The sequence below is a fragment of the Franconibacter pulveris genome (assembly GCF_056780215.1).
Genome location: NZ_CM165555.1, coordinates 3,960,228 through 3,977,978 on the forward strand (window position 1 = coordinate 3,960,228; position 17,751 = coordinate 3,977,978).

Annotated in this window: 15 protein-coding genes and 1 tRNA gene; 11 read left to right on the top strand and 5 right to left on the bottom strand. The window is 53.4% G+C overall.

The genetic code is table 11. From position 1 onward, the window contains the following. Nucleotides 1-48: 48 nt before the first annotated feature. A complete protein-coding gene (locus ACU4F7_RS18645) occupies nucleotides 49-1,290 on the bottom strand; it encodes a LysR substrate-binding domain-containing protein (RefSeq protein WP_481637530.1) in 1,242 nt (413 codons plus the stop codon). 128 nt (nucleotides 1,291-1,418) lie between these two features. On the opposite strand from ACU4F7_RS18645, the gene galB reads away from it, so the two are divergent. The 4 genes from galB to ACU4F7_RS18665 are packed head-to-tail and all read left to right on the top strand — an operon-like array spanning nucleotide 1,419 to nucleotide 4,838. Further along, nucleotides 1,419-2,159: a 4-oxalmesaconate hydratase gene (galB, locus tag ACU4F7_RS18650; RefSeq protein ID WP_481637531.1), complete on the top strand. Its 741-nt coding sequence runs from the start codon at nucleotides 1,419-1,421 to the stop codon at nucleotides 2,157-2,159. Then, entirely contained in the window at nucleotides 2,156-2,869 is a 714-nt protein-coding gene (locus ACU4F7_RS18655; RefSeq protein ID WP_029590431.1) for a 4-carboxy-4-hydroxy-2-oxoadipate aldolase/oxaloacetate decarboxylase, read from the top strand. Before galB ends, ACU4F7_RS18655 begins: the two co-directional genes overlap by 4 nt. Nucleotide 2,870: 1 nt before the next feature. Next, the gene (locus ACU4F7_RS18660) at nucleotides 2,871-3,962 is read left to right on the top strand and encodes a 4-oxalomesaconate tautomerase (RefSeq protein ID WP_029590430.1); all 1,092 of its coding nucleotides are present in this window, start codon (nucleotides 2,871-2,873) and stop codon (nucleotides 3,960-3,962) included. 9 nt (nucleotides 3,963-3,971) lie between these two features. Beyond that, nucleotides 3,972-4,838, top strand: a complete 867-nt coding sequence (locus ACU4F7_RS18665) for a DUF1932 domain-containing protein (RefSeq protein ID WP_029590429.1) — start codon at nucleotides 3,972-3,974, stop codon at nucleotides 4,836-4,838. 25 nt (nucleotides 4,839-4,863) lie between these two features. Here ACU4F7_RS18665 and ACU4F7_RS18670 read toward each other — a convergent pair whose 3' ends face one another. The 3 genes from ACU4F7_RS18670 to trmB are packed head-to-tail and all read right to left on the bottom strand — an operon-like array spanning nucleotide 4,864 to nucleotide 6,678. Then, on the bottom strand, nucleotides 4,864-5,580 hold the full coding sequence (locus ACU4F7_RS18670; protein ID WP_024556921.1) for a YggN family protein: 717 nt from the start codon (nucleotides 5,578-5,580) through the stop codon (nucleotides 4,864-4,866). 52 nt (nucleotides 5,581-5,632) lie between these two features. Beyond that, a complete protein-coding gene (locus ACU4F7_RS18675) occupies nucleotides 5,633-5,959 on the bottom strand; it encodes a YggL family protein (RefSeq protein WP_024561221.1) in 327 nt (108 codons plus the stop codon). Then, nucleotides 5,959-6,678: a tRNA (guanosine(46)-N7)-methyltransferase TrmB gene (gene trmB / locus ACU4F7_RS18680; protein WP_024556919.1), complete on the bottom strand. Its 720-nt coding sequence runs from the start codon at nucleotides 6,676-6,678 to the stop codon at nucleotides 5,959-5,961. Before trmB ends, ACU4F7_RS18675 begins: the two co-directional genes overlap by 1 nt. Nucleotides 6,679-6,832: 154 nt before the next feature. Between trmB and mutY the strand changes: the two genes are divergently transcribed. The 3 genes from mutY to mltC are packed head-to-tail and all read left to right on the top strand — an operon-like array spanning nucleotide 6,833 to nucleotide 9,322. After that, nucleotides 6,833-7,885: an A/G-specific adenine glycosylase gene (mutY, locus tag ACU4F7_RS18685; protein WP_481638753.1), complete on the top strand. Its 1,053-nt coding sequence runs from the start codon at nucleotides 6,833-6,835 to the stop codon at nucleotides 7,883-7,885. A 28-nt stretch (nucleotides 7,886-7,913) separates the two neighbouring features. Continuing rightward, nucleotides 7,914-8,189: an oxidative damage protection protein gene (locus ACU4F7_RS18690; RefSeq protein ID WP_481637532.1), complete on the top strand. Its 276-nt coding sequence runs from the start codon at nucleotides 7,914-7,916 to the stop codon at nucleotides 8,187-8,189. Between the two features lie 41 nt (nucleotides 8,190-8,230). Continuing rightward, complete coding sequence (mltC, locus tag ACU4F7_RS18695) at nucleotides 8,231-9,322, top strand: membrane-bound lytic murein transglycosylase MltC (RefSeq protein WP_029590426.1); 1,092 nt, start codon at nucleotides 8,231-8,233, stop codon at nucleotides 9,320-9,322. Between the two features lie 262 nt (nucleotides 9,323-9,584). On the opposite strand, the gene ACU4F7_RS18700 is transcribed toward mltC, so the two are convergent. Next, nucleotides 9,585-11,720 carry an ornithine decarboxylase gene (locus tag ACU4F7_RS18700; RefSeq protein ID WP_024556916.1) on the bottom strand — a complete coding sequence of 712 codons (2,136 nt, stop codon included), beginning with the start codon at nucleotides 11,718-11,720 and terminating at the stop codon, nucleotides 9,585-9,587. A 530-nt stretch (nucleotides 11,721-12,250) separates the two neighbouring features. On the opposite strand from ACU4F7_RS18700, the gene ACU4F7_RS18705 reads away from it, so the two are divergent. From ACU4F7_RS18705 to gapS6b, 4 genes are all read left to right on the top strand, one after another. Continuing rightward, nucleotides 12,251-12,970, top strand: a complete 720-nt coding sequence (locus ACU4F7_RS18705; protein WP_481637533.1) for a DUF554 domain-containing protein — start codon at nucleotides 12,251-12,253, stop codon at nucleotides 12,968-12,970. A gap of 103 nt (nucleotides 12,971-13,073) precedes the next feature. Continuing rightward, nucleotides 13,074-13,149: transfer RNA gene (locus tag ACU4F7_RS18710), tRNA-Phe, on the top strand. An 876-nt stretch (nucleotides 13,150-14,025) separates the two neighbouring features. Beyond that, complete coding sequence (gene gapS6a / locus ACU4F7_RS18715) at nucleotides 14,026-14,352, top strand: GapS6a family protein (RefSeq protein ID WP_481637534.1); 327 nt, start codon at nucleotides 14,026-14,028, stop codon at nucleotides 14,350-14,352. 17 nt (nucleotides 14,353-14,369) lie between these two features. Then, nucleotides 14,370-17,690, top strand: a complete 3,321-nt coding sequence (gene gapS6b / locus ACU4F7_RS18720; protein WP_481637535.1) for a GapS6b family protein — start codon at nucleotides 14,370-14,372, stop codon at nucleotides 17,688-17,690. Nucleotides 17,691-17,751 lie beyond the last annotated feature (61 nt).

The window sequence follows — 17,751 nt, forward strand, 5'->3', positions numbered from 1 at the left end:
GTTATGCCTCTAAGCCTGATGCAAGAACGTCAGGCAAAATGGAAGTGTTTAAGGTTGTGTGTAAGGAAATATTTCAGCCCGCGCGCAGTGGCGCACATAACCCAGCAGCGCTTCGGTAGCGGGGGAAGGCAGGCTGCCAGCGCGAAAAGTCAGACCGATAGCACGACGGGTTTGCGGCAGCGTCACTGGCAACGGGGTCAGCACGCCCGCTTCCAGCTCCCAGGCAAGCTGGCTTTTTGAGACGGCCGCCAGCATGTCGGAGTGCAGCAGCAAGCCGCGCACCATCGCGAGATCGCCGGTTTCCACCACCGGACAAGGCGCGCTGACGCCCAGCGCCGTAAAAGCGTCTTCCAGCATTCGCCGCGCAGGCGTACCGGCGCGCGGCAACACCCAGCGGGCCTGCGCCAGCCCGGCGCGGAGATCGCCTGCGTTGTGCAACGGGTGGTCGTTGCGCGCCAGGATAACCATCTCCTCTTCAAACAGCACTTCATTCGCCAGATCTGACGCCTGGCCCGCGTTACGTAGCGCGCCGATGATAAAGTCGATGTTGCCGGCGCGCATTTCCGCCACCAGCGCGTCGAAGGGACTTTCGTTAGTCAGGACCTGGATGCCCGGATGCTCAGCAAGAAATGCGCTTACCGCCTGTGGAAGCAACCGGGTCCGGCTAAGCGGCAGCGCGCCGATGCGCACGGTTCCTTCCAGCACGCCGCGACGGGCGGCGATATCAGCATAGATGTGCTGCAACTCGTTCATGCAGCGGCTGAGGTTGGGGTAGATAAGCGTCGCCGCCTGACCGGGCATAACGCCTTCCGGGCTGCGACGAAAGAAAGCGACGCCGCTGCCCTTCTCCAGCATTTTGAGCGCGGCGCTGACGGCTGGCTGGGTAATGCCAAGCAGACGGGCCACCGTCTGGGTATGGTTAACATGGTAAAGCTGTAAAAATATTTCTAAGCGGCGGACGTTAAATAAATAAATCGGCTCAACAAATTCTTTGTTCTCTTTATTTTTTAGCCGCGCCAGAATAAGCGGCACTTCATTTAATTCCTCAATCGCTTTTTGCGCGCGCGGCAAAATACATTTTCCGTAATCCGTTAATACCATGCCGCTAAAATGGCGCTCAAATAAGGGCACCGATAAAACGTGCTCGAGATCACGAATCGAACGGGTAATGGCAGACTGGGTGCGAAATAAATCATTGGCTGCCTGCGATACCGAACCCCGTTTCGCCACCTGACAAAATGACCTTATCTGCATGATATTAATGTAATTAATACCCTTTTCGCTTTCCATTATCGCCCTTTCTCTGACAGCCCGATTTGTAATGAACATAAATAAAAATCATAGGCTGCGCAAATAAAATGATTACCGCAAATAAAGCCGCTGTGACACGCTTTAAAAAAAGCGCAGAGGAAAAAACAATGTCCAGTTCCGTTACGAAAAAAAGTGCCCTGGTGGTTAGCGCCCATTCCGCGGATTTTGTCTGGCGCGCGGGCGGCGCTATCGCGCTGCATAATGCGCAGGGTTATGACATGCATATTGTCTGCCTTTCTTTTGGCGAAAGAGGCGAGTCAGCCAAATTATGGCGCAAAGGCAATATGACGGAGGAAAAAGTAAAAGCCGCCCGCCGCGAAGAGGCGATGGCCGCTGCCGATATTCTTGGCGCGAGCGTTGAGTTCTTCGACCTCGGCGATTACCCGCTGCGCGCCGACAAAGAAGCGCTGTTCCGCCTGGTGGACGTTTACCGCCGCGTGCAGCCGCACTTTGTGCTGACGCACTCGATGCAGGACCCTTACAACTACGATCACCCGCTGGCCTCGAACCTCGCTCAGGAGGCGCGCATCATCGCCCAGGCGGAAGGCTATCGTCCTGGCGAGAAAGTAGTGGAAGCGCCGCCGGTATATTGTTTCGAGCCGCATCAGCCCGAGCAATGCAACTGGAAGCCGGACGTGCTGCTCGATATCACTTCCGTCTGGGACAAAAAATATCAGGCCATCCAGTGCATGCAGGGCCAGGAACACTTATGGGAGTACTACACCCGCGTAGCGCTGCAGCGCGGCGTTCAGGCTAAGCGCAACATCGGCATCACCGGCTCGCGCGTCATCACGCATGCCGAAGGCTTTATGAGCATTTTCCCACGCGTAACGGAGGAGTTGGCATGAACCTGCTCGGCAAAAAAGGCATTGCTATCCGCACGCTTCCTCGTACTGACGCCGCCAGTTTGCGCCAGTTCGCGCGGCTTGGCGTCGCAACCGTGCATGAGGCGCATGAGCGTCAGGGGTTGCTCAGCCCGGAAATTCGCCCCATTCAGCAGGGCGTCGGCGTGGCAGGCAACGCCGTCACGGTGCTGGTGACGCCAGGCGATAACTGGATGTTTCACGTCGCGGTGGAGCTTTGTCAGCCGGGCGACATTCTGGTCGTGGCGCCCACCTCTCCCTGCACGGACGGCTTTTTTGGCGATCTTCTTGCCACGTCGTTGCAGTCGCGCGGCGTCATCGGCCTTGTGGGCGACATCGGCATCCGCGATTCGCAGACGCTGCGCGAAATGGGCTTTCACGTCTGGTCCCGCGCGGTTTACGCCCAGGGCACGGTGAAAGAGACGCTTGGCTCGGTGAACGTGCCGGTCCTGTGCGGCAATCAACTGGTCACGCCTGGCGATATTGTGGTGGCGGACGACGACGGCGTGGTGATTGTTCCTCACGCGCAAGGCGAAGCGGTACTGACGAAAGCGTTGGCCCGCGAAGAGAACGAAACCCGCAAGCGCGAACGCATGCGCAACGGTGAGCTGGGGCTGGATATCTATAACATGCGCCCGCGCCTCGCGGAAAAAGGGCTGCGTTATTACGACCGACCGGAAGAGGTGGAGGAGTGAGATGAGGCAGCGCAACATCCCCTGTCTGCTGATGCGGGGCGGCACCTCCAAAGCGGCCTGCTTTCTGGCGGCGGATTTGCCCGCCGACCCGGCGCTTCGCGACCGCGTGTTGCTGGCGGTGATGGGCTCGCCCGACCCGCGCCAGATTGACGGCATCGGCGGCGCGGACCCGCTCACCAGCAAAGTGGCTATCGTTAAACCGTCGACGAGACCGGATGCGGATGTCGACTATCTCTTCGCCCAGGTGAACGTGGAGAAAGCGGTGGTCGATTACGGCCAGAACTGCGGCAACGTGCTCGCCGCCATCGGCCCTTTCGCCATTGAAAAAGGGCTGGTACAGGCAAACGCGCCGCTCACCACCGTGCGTATTTACATGGAAAACACCGGGCAGATAGCTGTGGCGTCAGTGCCTGCCAGCGCAGAAGGCGTGGAGTACGAAGGCGAACTGCATATCGACGGCGTGCCTGGTACGGCGAGCGAGATAGTGCTCAATTTCCTGGATATCGCAGGCTCAAGCTGCGGCGCCCTCTTCCCCACCGGCCAGCCCCTCGACCGCGTTGACGGGGTGGAGATCACCTGCATCGATAACGGCATGCCGGTTATCCTGCTGCGTGCGGCGGACGTAGGCCGCAGCGGCTATGAGAGCCGCGAAGCGCTGGATAACGACCACGAACTCAAAGCGCGCCTTGAGTCCATCCGCTTACAGGCAGGGCCGAAGATGAACCTTGGCGACGTCTCGCAACGCACGGTGCCAAAAGTGACGCTGCTGGCGGAACCGCGCAGCGGCGGCGCTATCTCCAGCCGGACGTTTATCCCCCACCGCTGCCACGCCTCCATCGGCGTCTTTGGCGCGGTCAGCGTCGCCACCGCCTGCATTATGCCGGGCACGGTCGCCGCCGGGCTTTATCGCCCGCCAGCGGCGCAGGGCGAGCGGCAACGCGTCAGCGTCGAACACCCAGGCGGCGAATTCAGCGTGCTAATAGGTCGTAACGCGCAAGGCGAACTGACCGGCAGCGGCCTGCTGCGCAGCGCGCGGCTGCTGTTTGACGGGCGCGTGGCTATTCCGGCCAGCGTGTGGCCGCCGACAACATAAGGAACCATCATGACGCAGATTGCCTTTATCGGTTTTGGTGAAGCGGGCGGCATTCTGGCCCGTGACCTGGCGGCCCGCTGCCGCGTCGTTATCTGGGACAAAAAGCTTAACGGGGAAGCACGCGAAGCGATGCTGGAGAAAGCGCGGGCGGCGGGCGTCCACGCCGCTTCAACGCTTGCGCAAGCGGTGGCCGACGCCACGCTGATTTTCTCCACCGTTACCGCCTCTTCCGCGCTGGAGGTGGCGCAGGAGACCGCGCCGCTGTTGCAGGCGCAACAGACCTTTCTCGACCTGAACTCGGTCGCGCCTGATACCAAGCGCCGCGCCGCGCAAAGCTTTACGCATGCACGCTATATCGACGTGGCGGTAATGGCGCCGGTTCCCCCAGCCCGGCTCGCCACGCCGCTGCTTATCGGCGGACGCGACGGCGACGCCTTAACGGCGCAGCTAAACGCGCTGGGGTTGAACGCCCGGTATGGCGCGCAAGAGATTGGTCGCGTTTCGGCAATCAAAATGTGTCGCAGCGTGATGATAAAAGGTCTGGAGGCGCTGACGACCGAATGCCTGAGCGCCGCGCGCAGCTATAACGTAGAGAACGAAGTGCTGGCCTCGCTGCATGCAAGCTTCCCTTCGCTTGGCTGGAACGGCGACCTGCCGGATTATCTGATTAGCCGCGTGGCGGAACATGGCGCGCGCCGCGCCGCCGAAGTGCGCGAAGTGGTCAGCATGCTGAATGACGCCGGGCTTGAGGGCTGGATGAGCCGGGGAACGGTGGAAACGCAGCAGCAGTTGGTCGATAAAATGGCGCAGCAGCAGCTACGCTACGCCGATCTTGCGCCATTTCGCTGGCAAACGCTGGTCGATAAACTCAGCTAAAGCGGGGGCGAACGCCCCCTGAAGATTATTTCAGGCTGCCGACCAGCGCCTGGCGCTGCTCTTCAAGCTGGATAGTGCGGTTGCAGACGTCGCGGCCGAACTGCTGGAAATCCGCTTCCTGGTTTTTCCATTCATTCTGAATGGCGGTTTGCAGGCCGCCCAGGCTTCCCAGCACGCCCTGCAGCGGGTTGCCGCCGCCTTTGATGACCGCTTTAGCGCCCATCTCGTTGATGCTGTCCTGCAGGATGCCGCCCATCGCCTGGTTCACCAGCTGCTGGCCGTCGGCGCGCACCTGATCGATGGCTTTATAGTGGAAGGTCAGGCCGTCGGCGCGATGCTCAATGATGCGGTTCATCTGCGTTTTAAGCTGCTTATCAAGCTGCGTCAGGCGGTTGCGCATGTTGCTGCTCTCGCCCACCTGCTCGGTGATGATTTTATCGAGCGCCACGCGCCCTTTTTCCACTCGCGAACGCGCGCCGTCATCAATCCACGGCAGCGTGGCGCGCAGCTGTTTCTGGTAGTCGAGCGCCTGCTGGCGCTGGGCGACGTTCAGGCTTTGCGTTTTGCCGTTAAAGGTTACGCTGCCGTCGGGGCCGATAAGCAGGTCGCCGTTTTCCCCCACCACCTGGACGGTCTGGGGTTTTAGCACCACGTCGTCGCGCGGCGTGACGCTGCACTGGTAGTCCGCGTGGGCCTGCGCTGCGGTAATCAGCAACGCCCCCAGCAGGGCTTTACGCATCATAGTGACTCCTGTAAGACAAAACGGGCCGGTTAAACCGACCCGTTAAACGGCATTAATCCCACCACACGTCGAAGAGGTCGCTTAAGCGGATCTCTTCAAGCTTTTTCTCTTCAAGCCAGTTACGCACGATAGCCTGATCTTCTTCGGTGCATTTGCCAATCTGCTCTTTGCAGACCAGCCCTTCCCAGGAGAGGTAACCGCTGCCGTCAAAGGCAAGGCCGTTGGGCGCAATCACTTCGTTGATGAAATCATCAACGGTTTTATCAATCTGCTCCTCCGTGGTGCCTTGCGGGAAACGCCAGGCGACCGAAAATCCCAGCTCCTGGAATTCGTCGATGTGCATCTTTTTACGCAAGCGGCGGCTGCGGTGCTTTGCCATTATTTCACCCTCTCGAACATTAAGTCCCATACGCCGTGGCCAAGACGATGGCCACGCTGTTCAAATTTGGTCACCGGGCGTGAAGCCGGGCGCGGTACGTAGTCGTTGCTCCCGGAAAGGTTTTTATAACCCTCCAGAGAAGACATCACTTCGAGCATATGTTCCGCATAAGGTTCCCAGTCGGTCGCCATGTGGAACACGCCGCCGAGCTTGAGCTTGCTTTTCACCAGCTCCGCAAACGGCGCCTGAACGATACGGCGTTTATTATGGCGCGCTTTGTGCCATGGGTCAGGGAAAAAGAGCTGCACCATGGCGAGAGAATTGTCAGGAATCATTTTGTGCAGCACTTCCACCGCGTCGTGACACATCACGCGCAGGTTCTCCACGCCCTCTTCGTGGGCGGAGCTCAGGCAGGCGCCGACGCCCGGCGAATGCACTTCAATGCCGAGGAAATTCTGCTGCGGATTGCTCTTCGCCATCTCCACAAGCGAGGCGCCCATGCCGAAGCCAATCTCCAGCGTCACCGGCGCTTCGCGGCCGAACAGCGCGGCGAAGTCGAGCGGTTCATCGCTGAACTCAACGCCCATCACCGGCCAGTAGTGGTCCAGCGCGTGCTGCTGCCCTTTGGTCAGGCGTCCCTGGCGGCGGACAAAGCTGCGAATCCGGCGCAGCGGGCGGCCGTTTTCATCAAATTCCGGTGAAATGACGTCGTTATTCATGGCGATTCATCTGTCTGAGTTAGTGTTCGGAAAACGGGCATTATCCAAAGATAGGGGTTCGATGCAAGCGCCGGAAAGTTCCTGTTTACAGCCCTCAGGCGCTGTGCTGCAATCTGCCCCTCTTCTTTTTTAAGCCGGACCCCACGCGTTAATGATGCAGCCACAGCAATTCTCCCGCCAGGTGCTCGACTGGTACGATAAATACGGGCGCAAAACCCTTCCCTGGCAGCAGGAAAAAACGCCTTACAAAGTATGGCTTTCCGAGGTGATGCTGCAACAAACCCAGGTGACGACGGTAATACCTTACTTTGAACGCTTTATGGCGCGCTTTCCGACGGTGACCGATTTAGCCAACGCGCCGCTCGACGAGGTGCTGCACCTGTGGACCGGGCTTGGCTACTACGCCCGCGCCCGCAATCTGCATAAAGCGGCGCAGCAGGTGGCTTCACAGCACGGCGGCAGGTTTCCGGAAAACTTCGACGACGTTTCGGCGCTGCCGGGCGTGGGCCGCTCCACGGCGGGCGCGATTTTATCGCTCTCGCTTGGTCAGCGTTTTCCGATTCTTGACGGCAACGTCAAACGCGTGCTGGCGCGCTGCTACGCTGTAGAGGGCTGGCCGGGCAGGAAAGAGGTGGAAAAGCGCCTGTGGGAGATAAGCGACGCCGTGACCCCGGCCCAGGGAGTGGAGCGCTTTAACCAGGCGATGATGGATCTCGGCGCGCTGGTCTGCACCCGCTCAAAGCCGAAATGCGAGATTTGCCCGCTGAATAACGGCTGCGTGGCGTATGCCCAGGGCACATGGGCGAAATACCCCGGTAAAAAACCCAAACAGCAGTTGCCGGAGAAGGTAGGCTACTTCCTGCTGATGCAGCACGAGAATGAGGTCTACCTGAATCAGCGTCCGCCAAGCGGGCTGTGGGGCGGTCTTTTCTGCTTTCCGCAGTTTGGCGACGAAGCGGCGCTGCACGACTGGCTGCATGAGCGCGGCCTTGAAGCGCACGGGCTGACGCAGCTTACCGCTTTTCGCCACACATTCAGCCACTTCCACCTGGACATCGTGCCGATGTGGCTTTCCGTGTCCGGCAGCGGCGCATGCATGGATGAGGGAACGGGTCTCTGGTATAACTTAGCCCAGCCGCCCGCCGTCGGGCTGGCGGCGCCTGTAGAGCGCCTGTTACAACAATTACGCGCCGGGGCGCTGGCTTAAGCCGCGTCGCGCCGCAACAGAGGACATTATGAGCAGAACGATTTTTTGCACTTACCTGCAACGCGAGGCCGAAGGCCAGGATTTTCAGCTGTACCCGGGCGAGCTGGGCAAGCGCATCTATAACGAAATCTCGAAAGAGGCCTGGGCGCAGTGGCAGACGAAGCAGACCATGCTCATCAACGAGAAAAAGCTCAACATGATGAACCCGGAGCACCGCAAACTGCTGGAGCAGGAGATGGTGAACTTCCTGTTCGAAGGGAAAGACGTACATATCGAAGGCTACACGCCGCCAGAAAAACAGTAAGGGCTTCGGCCCTTTTGCCTAAGCCAGGACGCACTTCAGGAATGAATAAAAAATTACTCGCGCTTGCTCTGGTCGCGCCGTTATTAGTTTCCTGTTCCAGTAATAAAAAAGCTGAAAACGCCTATAACGAGGCCTGGATTAAGGATACCAACGGTTTTGACATTCTGATGGGCCAGTTCGCTCATAACATTGAAAACATCTGGGGATTTAACGAGGTTCTGATTGCGGGGCCGAAAGATTACGTGAAATACACGGATCAATATCAGACCCGCAGCCACATTAACTTCGACGAAGGAACGATCACCGTTGAAACCATCGCCGGCACCGATCCGGCGGATCGTCTGCGCAAGGCGATCGTCACCACCCTGCTGATGGGCGACGATCCTGGCTCTATCGATCTCTATTCCGACGTTAACGACATTCAGATCTCAAAGCAGCCGTTCCTCTATGGCCAGGTGGTGGACCAGACCGGTCAGCCGATCCGCTGGCAGGGGCGCGCGAACAGCTTCGCTGACTACCTGCTGCAAAACCGCCTGAAAAGCCGCAGCAACGGCCTGCATATTATCTACAGCGTGACGATTAGCCTGGTGCCGAACCACCTTGATAAGCGTGCGCATAAATATATTGGCATGGTGCGCAAAGCGGCGCGCAAATATGGCGTGGATGAGTCGCTTATTCTCGCTATCATGCAGACCGAATCGTCCTTCAACCCGTACGCCGTCAGCCGTTCCGACGCGCTGGGGCTGATGCAGGTGGTGCAGCACAGCGCCGGTAAAGATGTGTTCCGCGCCCAGGGCCGCTGGGGCATGCCGAGCCGCAACTTCCTGTTTGACCCGGAGAGCAATATCGACACCGGCACCGCCTACCTGGCGATGCTGAACAACGTTTACCTCTCTGACATCAGCAACCCGACATCGCGCCGCTATGCGGTTATCACCGCTTACAACGGCGGCGCGGGCAGCGTGCTGCGCACCTTTGCGAGCGACAAGATTGAGGCGGCGGCGATCATCAACAACATGGACCCGGGCGAGGTTTACCAGATGCTGACGACGCGGCATCCGTCCGCTGAGTCGCGCCGTTATCTCTACAAGGTGGATACCGCGCAGAAATCTTACCGGCGCGGCAGAGGGTGATAGTGGCGTAGCGCGGTTCGGCCAGCGCCACCCGCTATTTCGCGGTTTCGTTGATGCGCTTGCACCCTCACCCCGGCCCTCTCCCTGGAAGGGAGAGGGGGAAAAGCGTACCGGCCTGCGCCGCGCTTGCCGCACCTTGCTTGCCGCTCCCCTCTCCCCGCCGGGGGAGAGGGTGAGGGTGAGGGGCAACAAGCCGGCTCTGGCGCCCCACGCAGCGTCATACGAAAAGTTAGCGCCAGGCCGTTAACGTGAAGGCGCCCACTCACTGGCGCAGCATATACCCATATAACCGCTTAATGCCGTCGGCATCCGTTTCGCTGTACACCCCCTGCAGCTCCGGGGAGAAACCCGGCAGCAGGTTGACGCCCTCTTCCAGCGCGAGGAAATAGCGCAGCGCCGCGCCGCCCCACACTTCGCCCGGCACCACGCAGAGCACGCCCGGCGGATACGGCAGCGCGCCTTCCGCCGCCACGCGCCCTTCGGCCTCAGCCAGGCGCACCAGCTCTACGTTGCCGCGAATAAACTCAATGTTCGCGTCCTGCGGGTTCACCACCACCGGCGGCAGGCTTTCGCGGCGGAACATCGCCTTTTGCAGATCCTTCACGTTAAAGCTCACGTAGAGGTCGTGCATCTCCTGACAGAGCTGGCGCAGGGTGTAGCCTTTGTAGCGCACCGGGTATTTCTGGTAAATGGTCGGCAGCACGTCGGCAAGCGGCGTGTCGTCTTCAATGTGGCGCTCGAACTGCGCAAGCATCGCCACCAGCTGCGCCATCTTTTCGGTGCTTTCGGCAGGCGTCAGCAGGAACAGGATCGAGTTGAGATCCGCTTTCTCCGGCACAATGCCGTTTTCCCGCAGATAGTTGGCAAGTATCGCCGCTGGCACGCCGAAATCGCTGTACTCGCCCGTCGCCGCGTCGATGCCCGGCGTGGTCAGCAGCAGCTTGCACGGGTCGACCATATATTGCTCGCGCGCGTAGCCGTGAAAGCCGTGCCACGAGGCGTTCGGCTCGAAGGTAAAGAAGCGGCGCTCGCGGGCTATCACCTCCGTTGGGTGATCCTGCCACGGCCGCCCCGCCACCTCTTCCGGCACAAACGGTTTGATCATCTTGCAGTTGGCGATAATCGCCTTGCGCGCCTCAATGCCTTTCTCCACGCATTCCGCCCACAGGCGTCGCCCGCTCTCCCCTTCGTGGATTTTGGCGTTCACGTCAAGTGCGGCGAACAGCGGATAAAAAGGGCTGGTGGAAGCGTGCAGCATAAACGCATTGTTCAGCCGCTTATGCGGACAGAAACGCGCCTGGCCGCGCAGGTGGTTATCCTTTTTGTGGATTTGCGACGTCTGCGAGAAGCCCGCCTGCTGCTTGTGCACCGACTGGGTGACAAAGATCCCCGGGTCGTTCTCGTTGAGCGTGAGCAGCAGCGGCGAGCAGTCGGCCATCATTGGAATGAACTGCTCGTAGCCGACCCACGCCGAGTCGAACAGGATGTAGTCGCACAGCGGCCCCAGCTTATCCACCACCTGACGCGCGTTATAGACGGTGCCGTCGTAAGTGCCGAGCTGGATCACCGCGAGGCGGAACGGACGCGGTTGATCGGCGCGATCGGGTGCTACGTCGCGGATCCGCTCGCGCAGGTAATCTTCATCAAAACAGTGGGCGTCGATGCCGCCGATAAAACCGAACGGGTTGCGCGCCGCCTCCAGATAAACCGGCGTGGCGCCCGCCTGGATCAGCGCGCCGTGGTGATTCGACTTATGGTTGTTGCGGTCGAACAGCACCAGGTCGCCGCGCGTCAGCAGCGCATTGGTCACCACTTTATTCGCCGCCGACGTGCCGTTCAGCACGAAGTAGGTTTTATCGGCGTTAAAGACTTTCGCTGCGAACTTCTGCGCGTGCTTCGCCGAGCCTTCATGGATGAGCAGGTCGCCAAGCTTGACGTCTGCGTTGCACATATCGGCGCGAAAGAGATTCTCGCCGAAGAAATCATAAAACTGCCGCCCCGCCGGGTGTTTTTTAAAAAATTCGCCGTGCTGGTGGCCCGGACAGGCGAAGGTGCTGTTTTTCATCTCCACGTACTGGTAGAGCGTGTCGAAAAATGGCGGCAGCAGGTTCTCTTCATAAGCGACCGCCGCCGCTTCCAGCTCCAGAAAACCCTGCGCGTTGCCGGTGATAACGCCCGTCACTTCCGCGCTTGCCGTTCCCTCTTCCGTCAGCACGAAAACCGGCAGGTTAAACCCGGTGCGTTTGAGCAGGGCCAGAATGCCGCTGCGCGTATCGGCAACAGTGAGCACCACGGCCGCTACGTCCGTGAAATCGGTGTTATCCAGCGTCACCACTTCGCGGTGTGTGGAGAGTGCAGTCGCCAGAGTGTGGCTGGCCGCGATTTTTAATGAATTCATAAGCACAAAAACCCGTAACAAAGGGGTGAGCGCCTTCAGGCACAGCATCGGGAATATCCCGGCGAAGATGGCTTGCGTGGTCCGACTGGGTTCCAGCTCCGACCGCCAGACATCAGTAAAAACAGAGCGTTTCTGGTCTTACTGTTGTCCTGCAGTGAGCGTGCGTTAACCTCACCGCATGGCGAGCGTAGAGAACGGCCGGGAGAAACAACGGGCGTGCGGCTGCGAAAGGCTTCGCAGAGCAGGAGCTGTGGCGATAATCAGCATAAAAGCACCCCGTGTTGTGAAGAAAAGTCGCGCAATAATGGCACCTTCTGCCGGGACGGGCAACCCGTAAGAAGAGGTTTACGCAGCGCGATTTTGCCTCGCAAGCGTAATCCTTTAAAATTCAAATAACTATTTTTATCCCTTCGAATAAATTCATCATTTTTTCGCATAAAAATGCGTAACAAGGGGTTTCGGGCGGGCGAAACGCGAGGAAAACAGATGCGATTTATGCTTACAGCTTACACAGTTTGTGGGAGACAGCTATGGTAACAGGGCCTTTTATCAACGCCGCCGCCGTGCTGCTGGGCGGCGTGCTCGGCGCGGCGCTGAGTCAACGGCTGCCGGAGCGGCTGCGCACCTCGATGCCCTCTATCTTTGGGCTGGCGTCGATGGGCATTGGCATTTTGCTGGTGGTGAAGTGCGCCAACCTGCCGGTGATGGTGCTCTCCACCCTGCTCGGCGCGCTGATTGGCGAGCTCTGTTACCTGGAAGGCGGCATCAGCAAGGCGGTGAAGAACGCAAGCCATATTGCGCAGCGGCTACGGCCCGGCAAGAAGGCGAACCCGGCGCAGGAGAGCTACGTGCAGAACTTCGTCGCCATTATTATTCTGTTTTGCGCCAGCGGCACCGGGATTTTCGGCGCCATGCGCGAGGGGATGACGGGTGATAACAGCGTGCTTATCGCCAAGGCGTTTCTCGATTTCTTCACCGCCACGATTTTTGCGACGTCGCTCGGCATTGCGGTGGCGTCTATCGCCGTGCCGATGCTGCTGATTCAGCTCACGCTTGCGTACTGCGCGGTGTTTATCCTGCCGCTCACCACGCCCGCGATGATGGCGGATTTTACCGCCACCGGCGGCCTGCTGCTGCTCGCTACGGGGCTGCGCATTTGCGGCATTAAGATGTTTGCGGTGGTGAATATGCTCCCCGCCCTGCTGCTTTCGATGCCGGTTTCAGCGCTCTGGACCCATTTCTTCGCGTAAGCGTTCATAAACGCAGCAAACTGCTGAGGGAATGTGCGGACGGCGCGGATTTGGGTGAAAATGTTTGACGAGCATGGACGATTCAGGTTTAATGCGCCCCGTTGCCCGGATAGCTCAGTCGGTAGAGCAGGGGATTGAAAATCCCCGTGTCCTTGGTTCGATTCCGAGTCCGGGCACCACTTATTCAGAGAACCCTCGCCTTTGGCGGGGGTTTTTGCTTTTGGGGGTTCCGGACTCTTCATCGAACGGCGTTCGATTGTTCGCCACCTCCCTGTGGCTCACCCCTGCGGGGCCAGCGCGGTTCGCGCTGTACAAAAACGCTCCCGGCGTTTTTGTCCGAGTCCGAGCACCACTTATTCAGAGAACCCAGCCTATGGCTGGGTTTTTGCTTTTGGGGTGATACGTTACCGGGCGTTACAGTTTCGCTGTGCTCACTTTTGCATCCAGCATGAACTTTCTCTTTGGCATTTCTCTATCCTTCAGTGGCTATGTGCCATTCCTTTACTTAATAAGAGTCCATTTCGTGCAAGAAACCTACGTCCGACCTTCCAATATGTCGTTCGCTACTCCCTTGCTAATGCCGGGTTGAGAATGTAAATAAAACGCGGAAGAAAAACAGCGGAAAACTTGGGTAAATGCGCAGAGATATTAGCATGAGCGTGGGTAAGGGTTGTAGCCACAAGGCAGTCTCTGATGAGTAGATATTTATTCACCACCGAAGAGATTAATCTTGCGGGCGGTGAACTGAACGGAATTGGTCTTACCGGTTCCATCGGATAGGGGCGCGTCTTGCGACGCCCACGCCCGGCCCGCCATTGAGGTGTAGCAGAGCGCACGACACAAAAAAGACGCTGGCGCGCCATTGTGTCGTCAGTGAAGGATTTCAGGAGGTCAAGCCCGAGGCCTGGTTTTGCAGACGCAGGACAAAAATACAACTATTGGTTTATGGCGGCAATAAATCCTCTCAACCGCACTTTTCATGCCGTCAGACTCTGGTAGTCAAGCGCGCACATCAGGTATAGTTAACTATATGATTTAACTATAGAGAAACGATTATGGACTTTTTAACAAGTACCATTCTATCAGGGTTACTTTATGATGGATTAAAGGTAGGAGCTACGATTAGCGCAGCCTGGCTGAAAGATTCTCTCAAAAACTGGATCGTTGACGATAATATTGCTCAGATAATGGCAGATAAAGTCACTCAACTGGATATAAACGATGATCTCAGTAGAAAGGCAATAAAAACTCGTATTGATAACAACCCTGAGTTTCTAAAACTATTAATGGAAATTAAAACAGCGCCACAAACCATCACCCATATCAGTACACATCATGGTAATGGTGATATTGTGCATGGTGATAAAATTATTAATAGCTAAGAGTAAGGTCATCAGAAATGAATAACGAATTTCACTCTTCACATCACGGTTCTGGTGACATTGTTCTTGGCAATAAATTTATATACCCATCAGACCTTAATCCTGAAAATATATTCCCTATCGCAGAAGATATTTTCAGAATGATCCGTGATAATAATATTTCTTCAGCAAAGACTGTTATAGAAACTATAAAAAAATTACCTGCCACACCTGTCGCAAAACAGTTTGTAGATGTATTAAATACAGCTATTCTTGCATCAGAAAATACTTTTCCTTCTGATTTTAATGAACTGTATTCACTTGCCAGAGAGGATGATTTATCGGACAAGTTAAGGGATATTGTGTTTTCCGTTATTATGCTTATAGAGTTCAAAAACAATAATAATGAAAATGCGATAGCTATATATTCACAATCGCCAAAGAAAAAATATTCACTCATGTTTTATCTTCAGTGCCTTGCAAATGAAGATGAAATCAATGAGTTCTGGAACCGGAACCGACCTCTAATTGGTGTGGATGAACTTTATGCAATATCTATAGGTATCAGTCGAGTAAAGAATCAAGCATCAGCCAGAAAATTCGCAACTCTCTTAGTTGAAAAAGCACCAACACCTACAAATTCGATTCTTCTTAATTATGTTACCGTATTGGAGCTTACAGAAAAATATCATCATATAGATTTACTGTCTCTGAATAAAGACGTCTATGACCAAATAATCAATTGTATTAATGATACGCTCTCATTCACAGAAACACACCCTGACAACAAATGGTTGCTTTACTCTTTAAGTAATTTAGTTATGTTGGTTAAAGCAAATCATTATCAGCTTATTCACACAATAATTAAATATAAAGATAAAATATCAGCCATTAACCCATCTGTTACTGACTTTGTGGATTTGCTATTCTCAATTGATAAAACAACAACTCTCACTTTACGGGACATTAAAGAAGATGATGAGTTAACATCAGACAGCCTGATTGTATTGCTAGAGGCCGCAGCAAAAGAATCGTATATTAAGGAGAATATAAAGAAGCTTATTCTGAATACTAATTTAAAACAAGATGACTATATTAACAATTTGCCCTTTAACTATCAACTCATATCGCTGAAAGCTAAGTTATTATTAAATGATAGTAATGATCATATTAACAAAAAAAGAATCAAAGAAGATCTTTCTATTTTCATCCCATTAGCACATAAAGATAAAACATCTCTTTCCGGCAATGGGCTAGTTAATTTATGCGATGATCTACTTTGGTTAGATCTTGCTAAGGAGTGTTGTGATCTTCTTGAACCTCGTTTACCTGAAAATTTATGGCCGTCACGCTTAGTTATAGCCTATTTTGAGTCACTAATTCGTGCAGAAAAGCTAACTACGTTAACAGAATGCCTGAGCAGGATAGATAAAACATTATGGGATCACTACACATGGATGTTTCAGGCCAGAATAGATATTGCATATAACAGTTGGCCTCAGGCAATAATAGCGTTGGAAGAAGCCATTAAGAAAAATAATACTAACTCATACCCCTGGATTCTATTGATCCGTTGCACTTTAAAAATTGCTCCAGCTACAACCATTACTATCCTGGACAGAATACCGAAAACCGTTTTCTTATCTTTTGATGCTCATGCCTTATCATTATTAGGACTCATCTCAAACAAAATAGACCCCCATTTTTCAGAAAAAATCGTTACCGAACAATTTATTAACTCACCTAAAGAATTTGCCCCTATTCTTTTAAAGATACATTTTACCTCTTTAAACGGTCAGAAAAATAAAAAAGCTAACGAAATAAACACACAATATCCAAATAATATAATCAGAGCTATAAAATTAAGCCGTAATGGGGAGGAAGAAGAAAAGGTTATTGTTGATATAATGCCTAACCAAGAACAGGGAGCCCTATTGTCTGTTCACACTGAATATGGGGATCTCCTTGCTAATTTAGCGATAGATGAGGAAGCTGTTTATGTCATGGATAGAGTAAAAATAATCGAAGAATTGAATCCTTATCATGTTATATTCAGGTATGCACTGAATATTATTTCTGAAAAACCAGACATTAACTTTCCGATTAAACGGATTACAGTTCCTTCAGATCCAGAATTATTTTTTCAAAAAATAAAAGAAGAGTTTTCTCTATATGATCTTCCATCAAGAGAAGAACATATTATCAATTGTGAGAATGTACCTTTATATCTTAAAGCTAATGAACTTGAAAAAGGAAAGCCTGTAAAATCTATTTTGCAGCTGCTAACCTCTCAGATAGTCAACAAATCTTTATCTTTCCCTGAAGGAGAAGTAGAGCATCCAGAAAAATTCATTACGGATATTCATGGCATCATTTATTTCGCTTTAACTCGTGCAGACATAATATTATGCAAAGGTAGATATAAACTAATAATTACTAATGAGACTAAAAATTGTATTGATAATTGGTTAACTGAAGTTGAAGATCCTTCTTATTTATCTATCGGTGTACGTGATGATCATCTTTTTAGAATAACCGCAGAAGATATTCAAAGTTCAACAACATCCATTCGCGAAGCTCTGAATAATTTACTGGGCTACTGCGAAGTTCACTCAGTTCCGGTAGATAATACGCCAGATACATTATTAAATGTAAAAGAGTTTTTAGACACATCAGTTTATTCTACTATGAAATATGTTCTGTTCACAAAAACACCATATTTTATTATTGATGCCACCTTTAGCGCCTTGATAAAATCTTTAGATTCTGAAATGAAAATAGTAAATGCGATAGTGTTTACATCCCATCTCTTAGAGCATCTACCACTACCTATTAAGTTAAACAATTTCCAATTTCATGTAGAAACTTATCTTCCTATGCATATAAGCTACAAGGATTGTATTGCATTGGCAAATTCAGATGATGAAAAACATGTCGCTTTAGTAACTAAAATATTTCAAATACACTCTAATCCATTTAATAACTTTAATAGTTTATGTTCATTTTTTACACAGGCCATCTCTTTACCATTATTTTTAGTTTATATCAACCATTATAAGAAAAGCAGACCATCATCTCTGGACAACGCTATAATTGTATTATTTAATACTTTTTGCCAGGGTATCGTTAATGCTTCTGATGGACGCACCGCAGAGGAGCGATTAGTAACATTTACTAAGCTTATTATTGATGACCGCATATATCCTCAAGGATTTATTTCATTTATTTTTTCAATTTTCAGTTCATTTGCACAAGGCCATTTTCTTGATATTCATTATATGAACCTACTAATGAATGACGTTGAAAAAACAGAACCAGCAGGGGCCACCTCAACTATATTGAATGAATTATCTAATTAAAGTTAAATTTCAAAACCTGATGAAACCAGAAATATAGCAGCTATATTAGTAGCTGCTATGT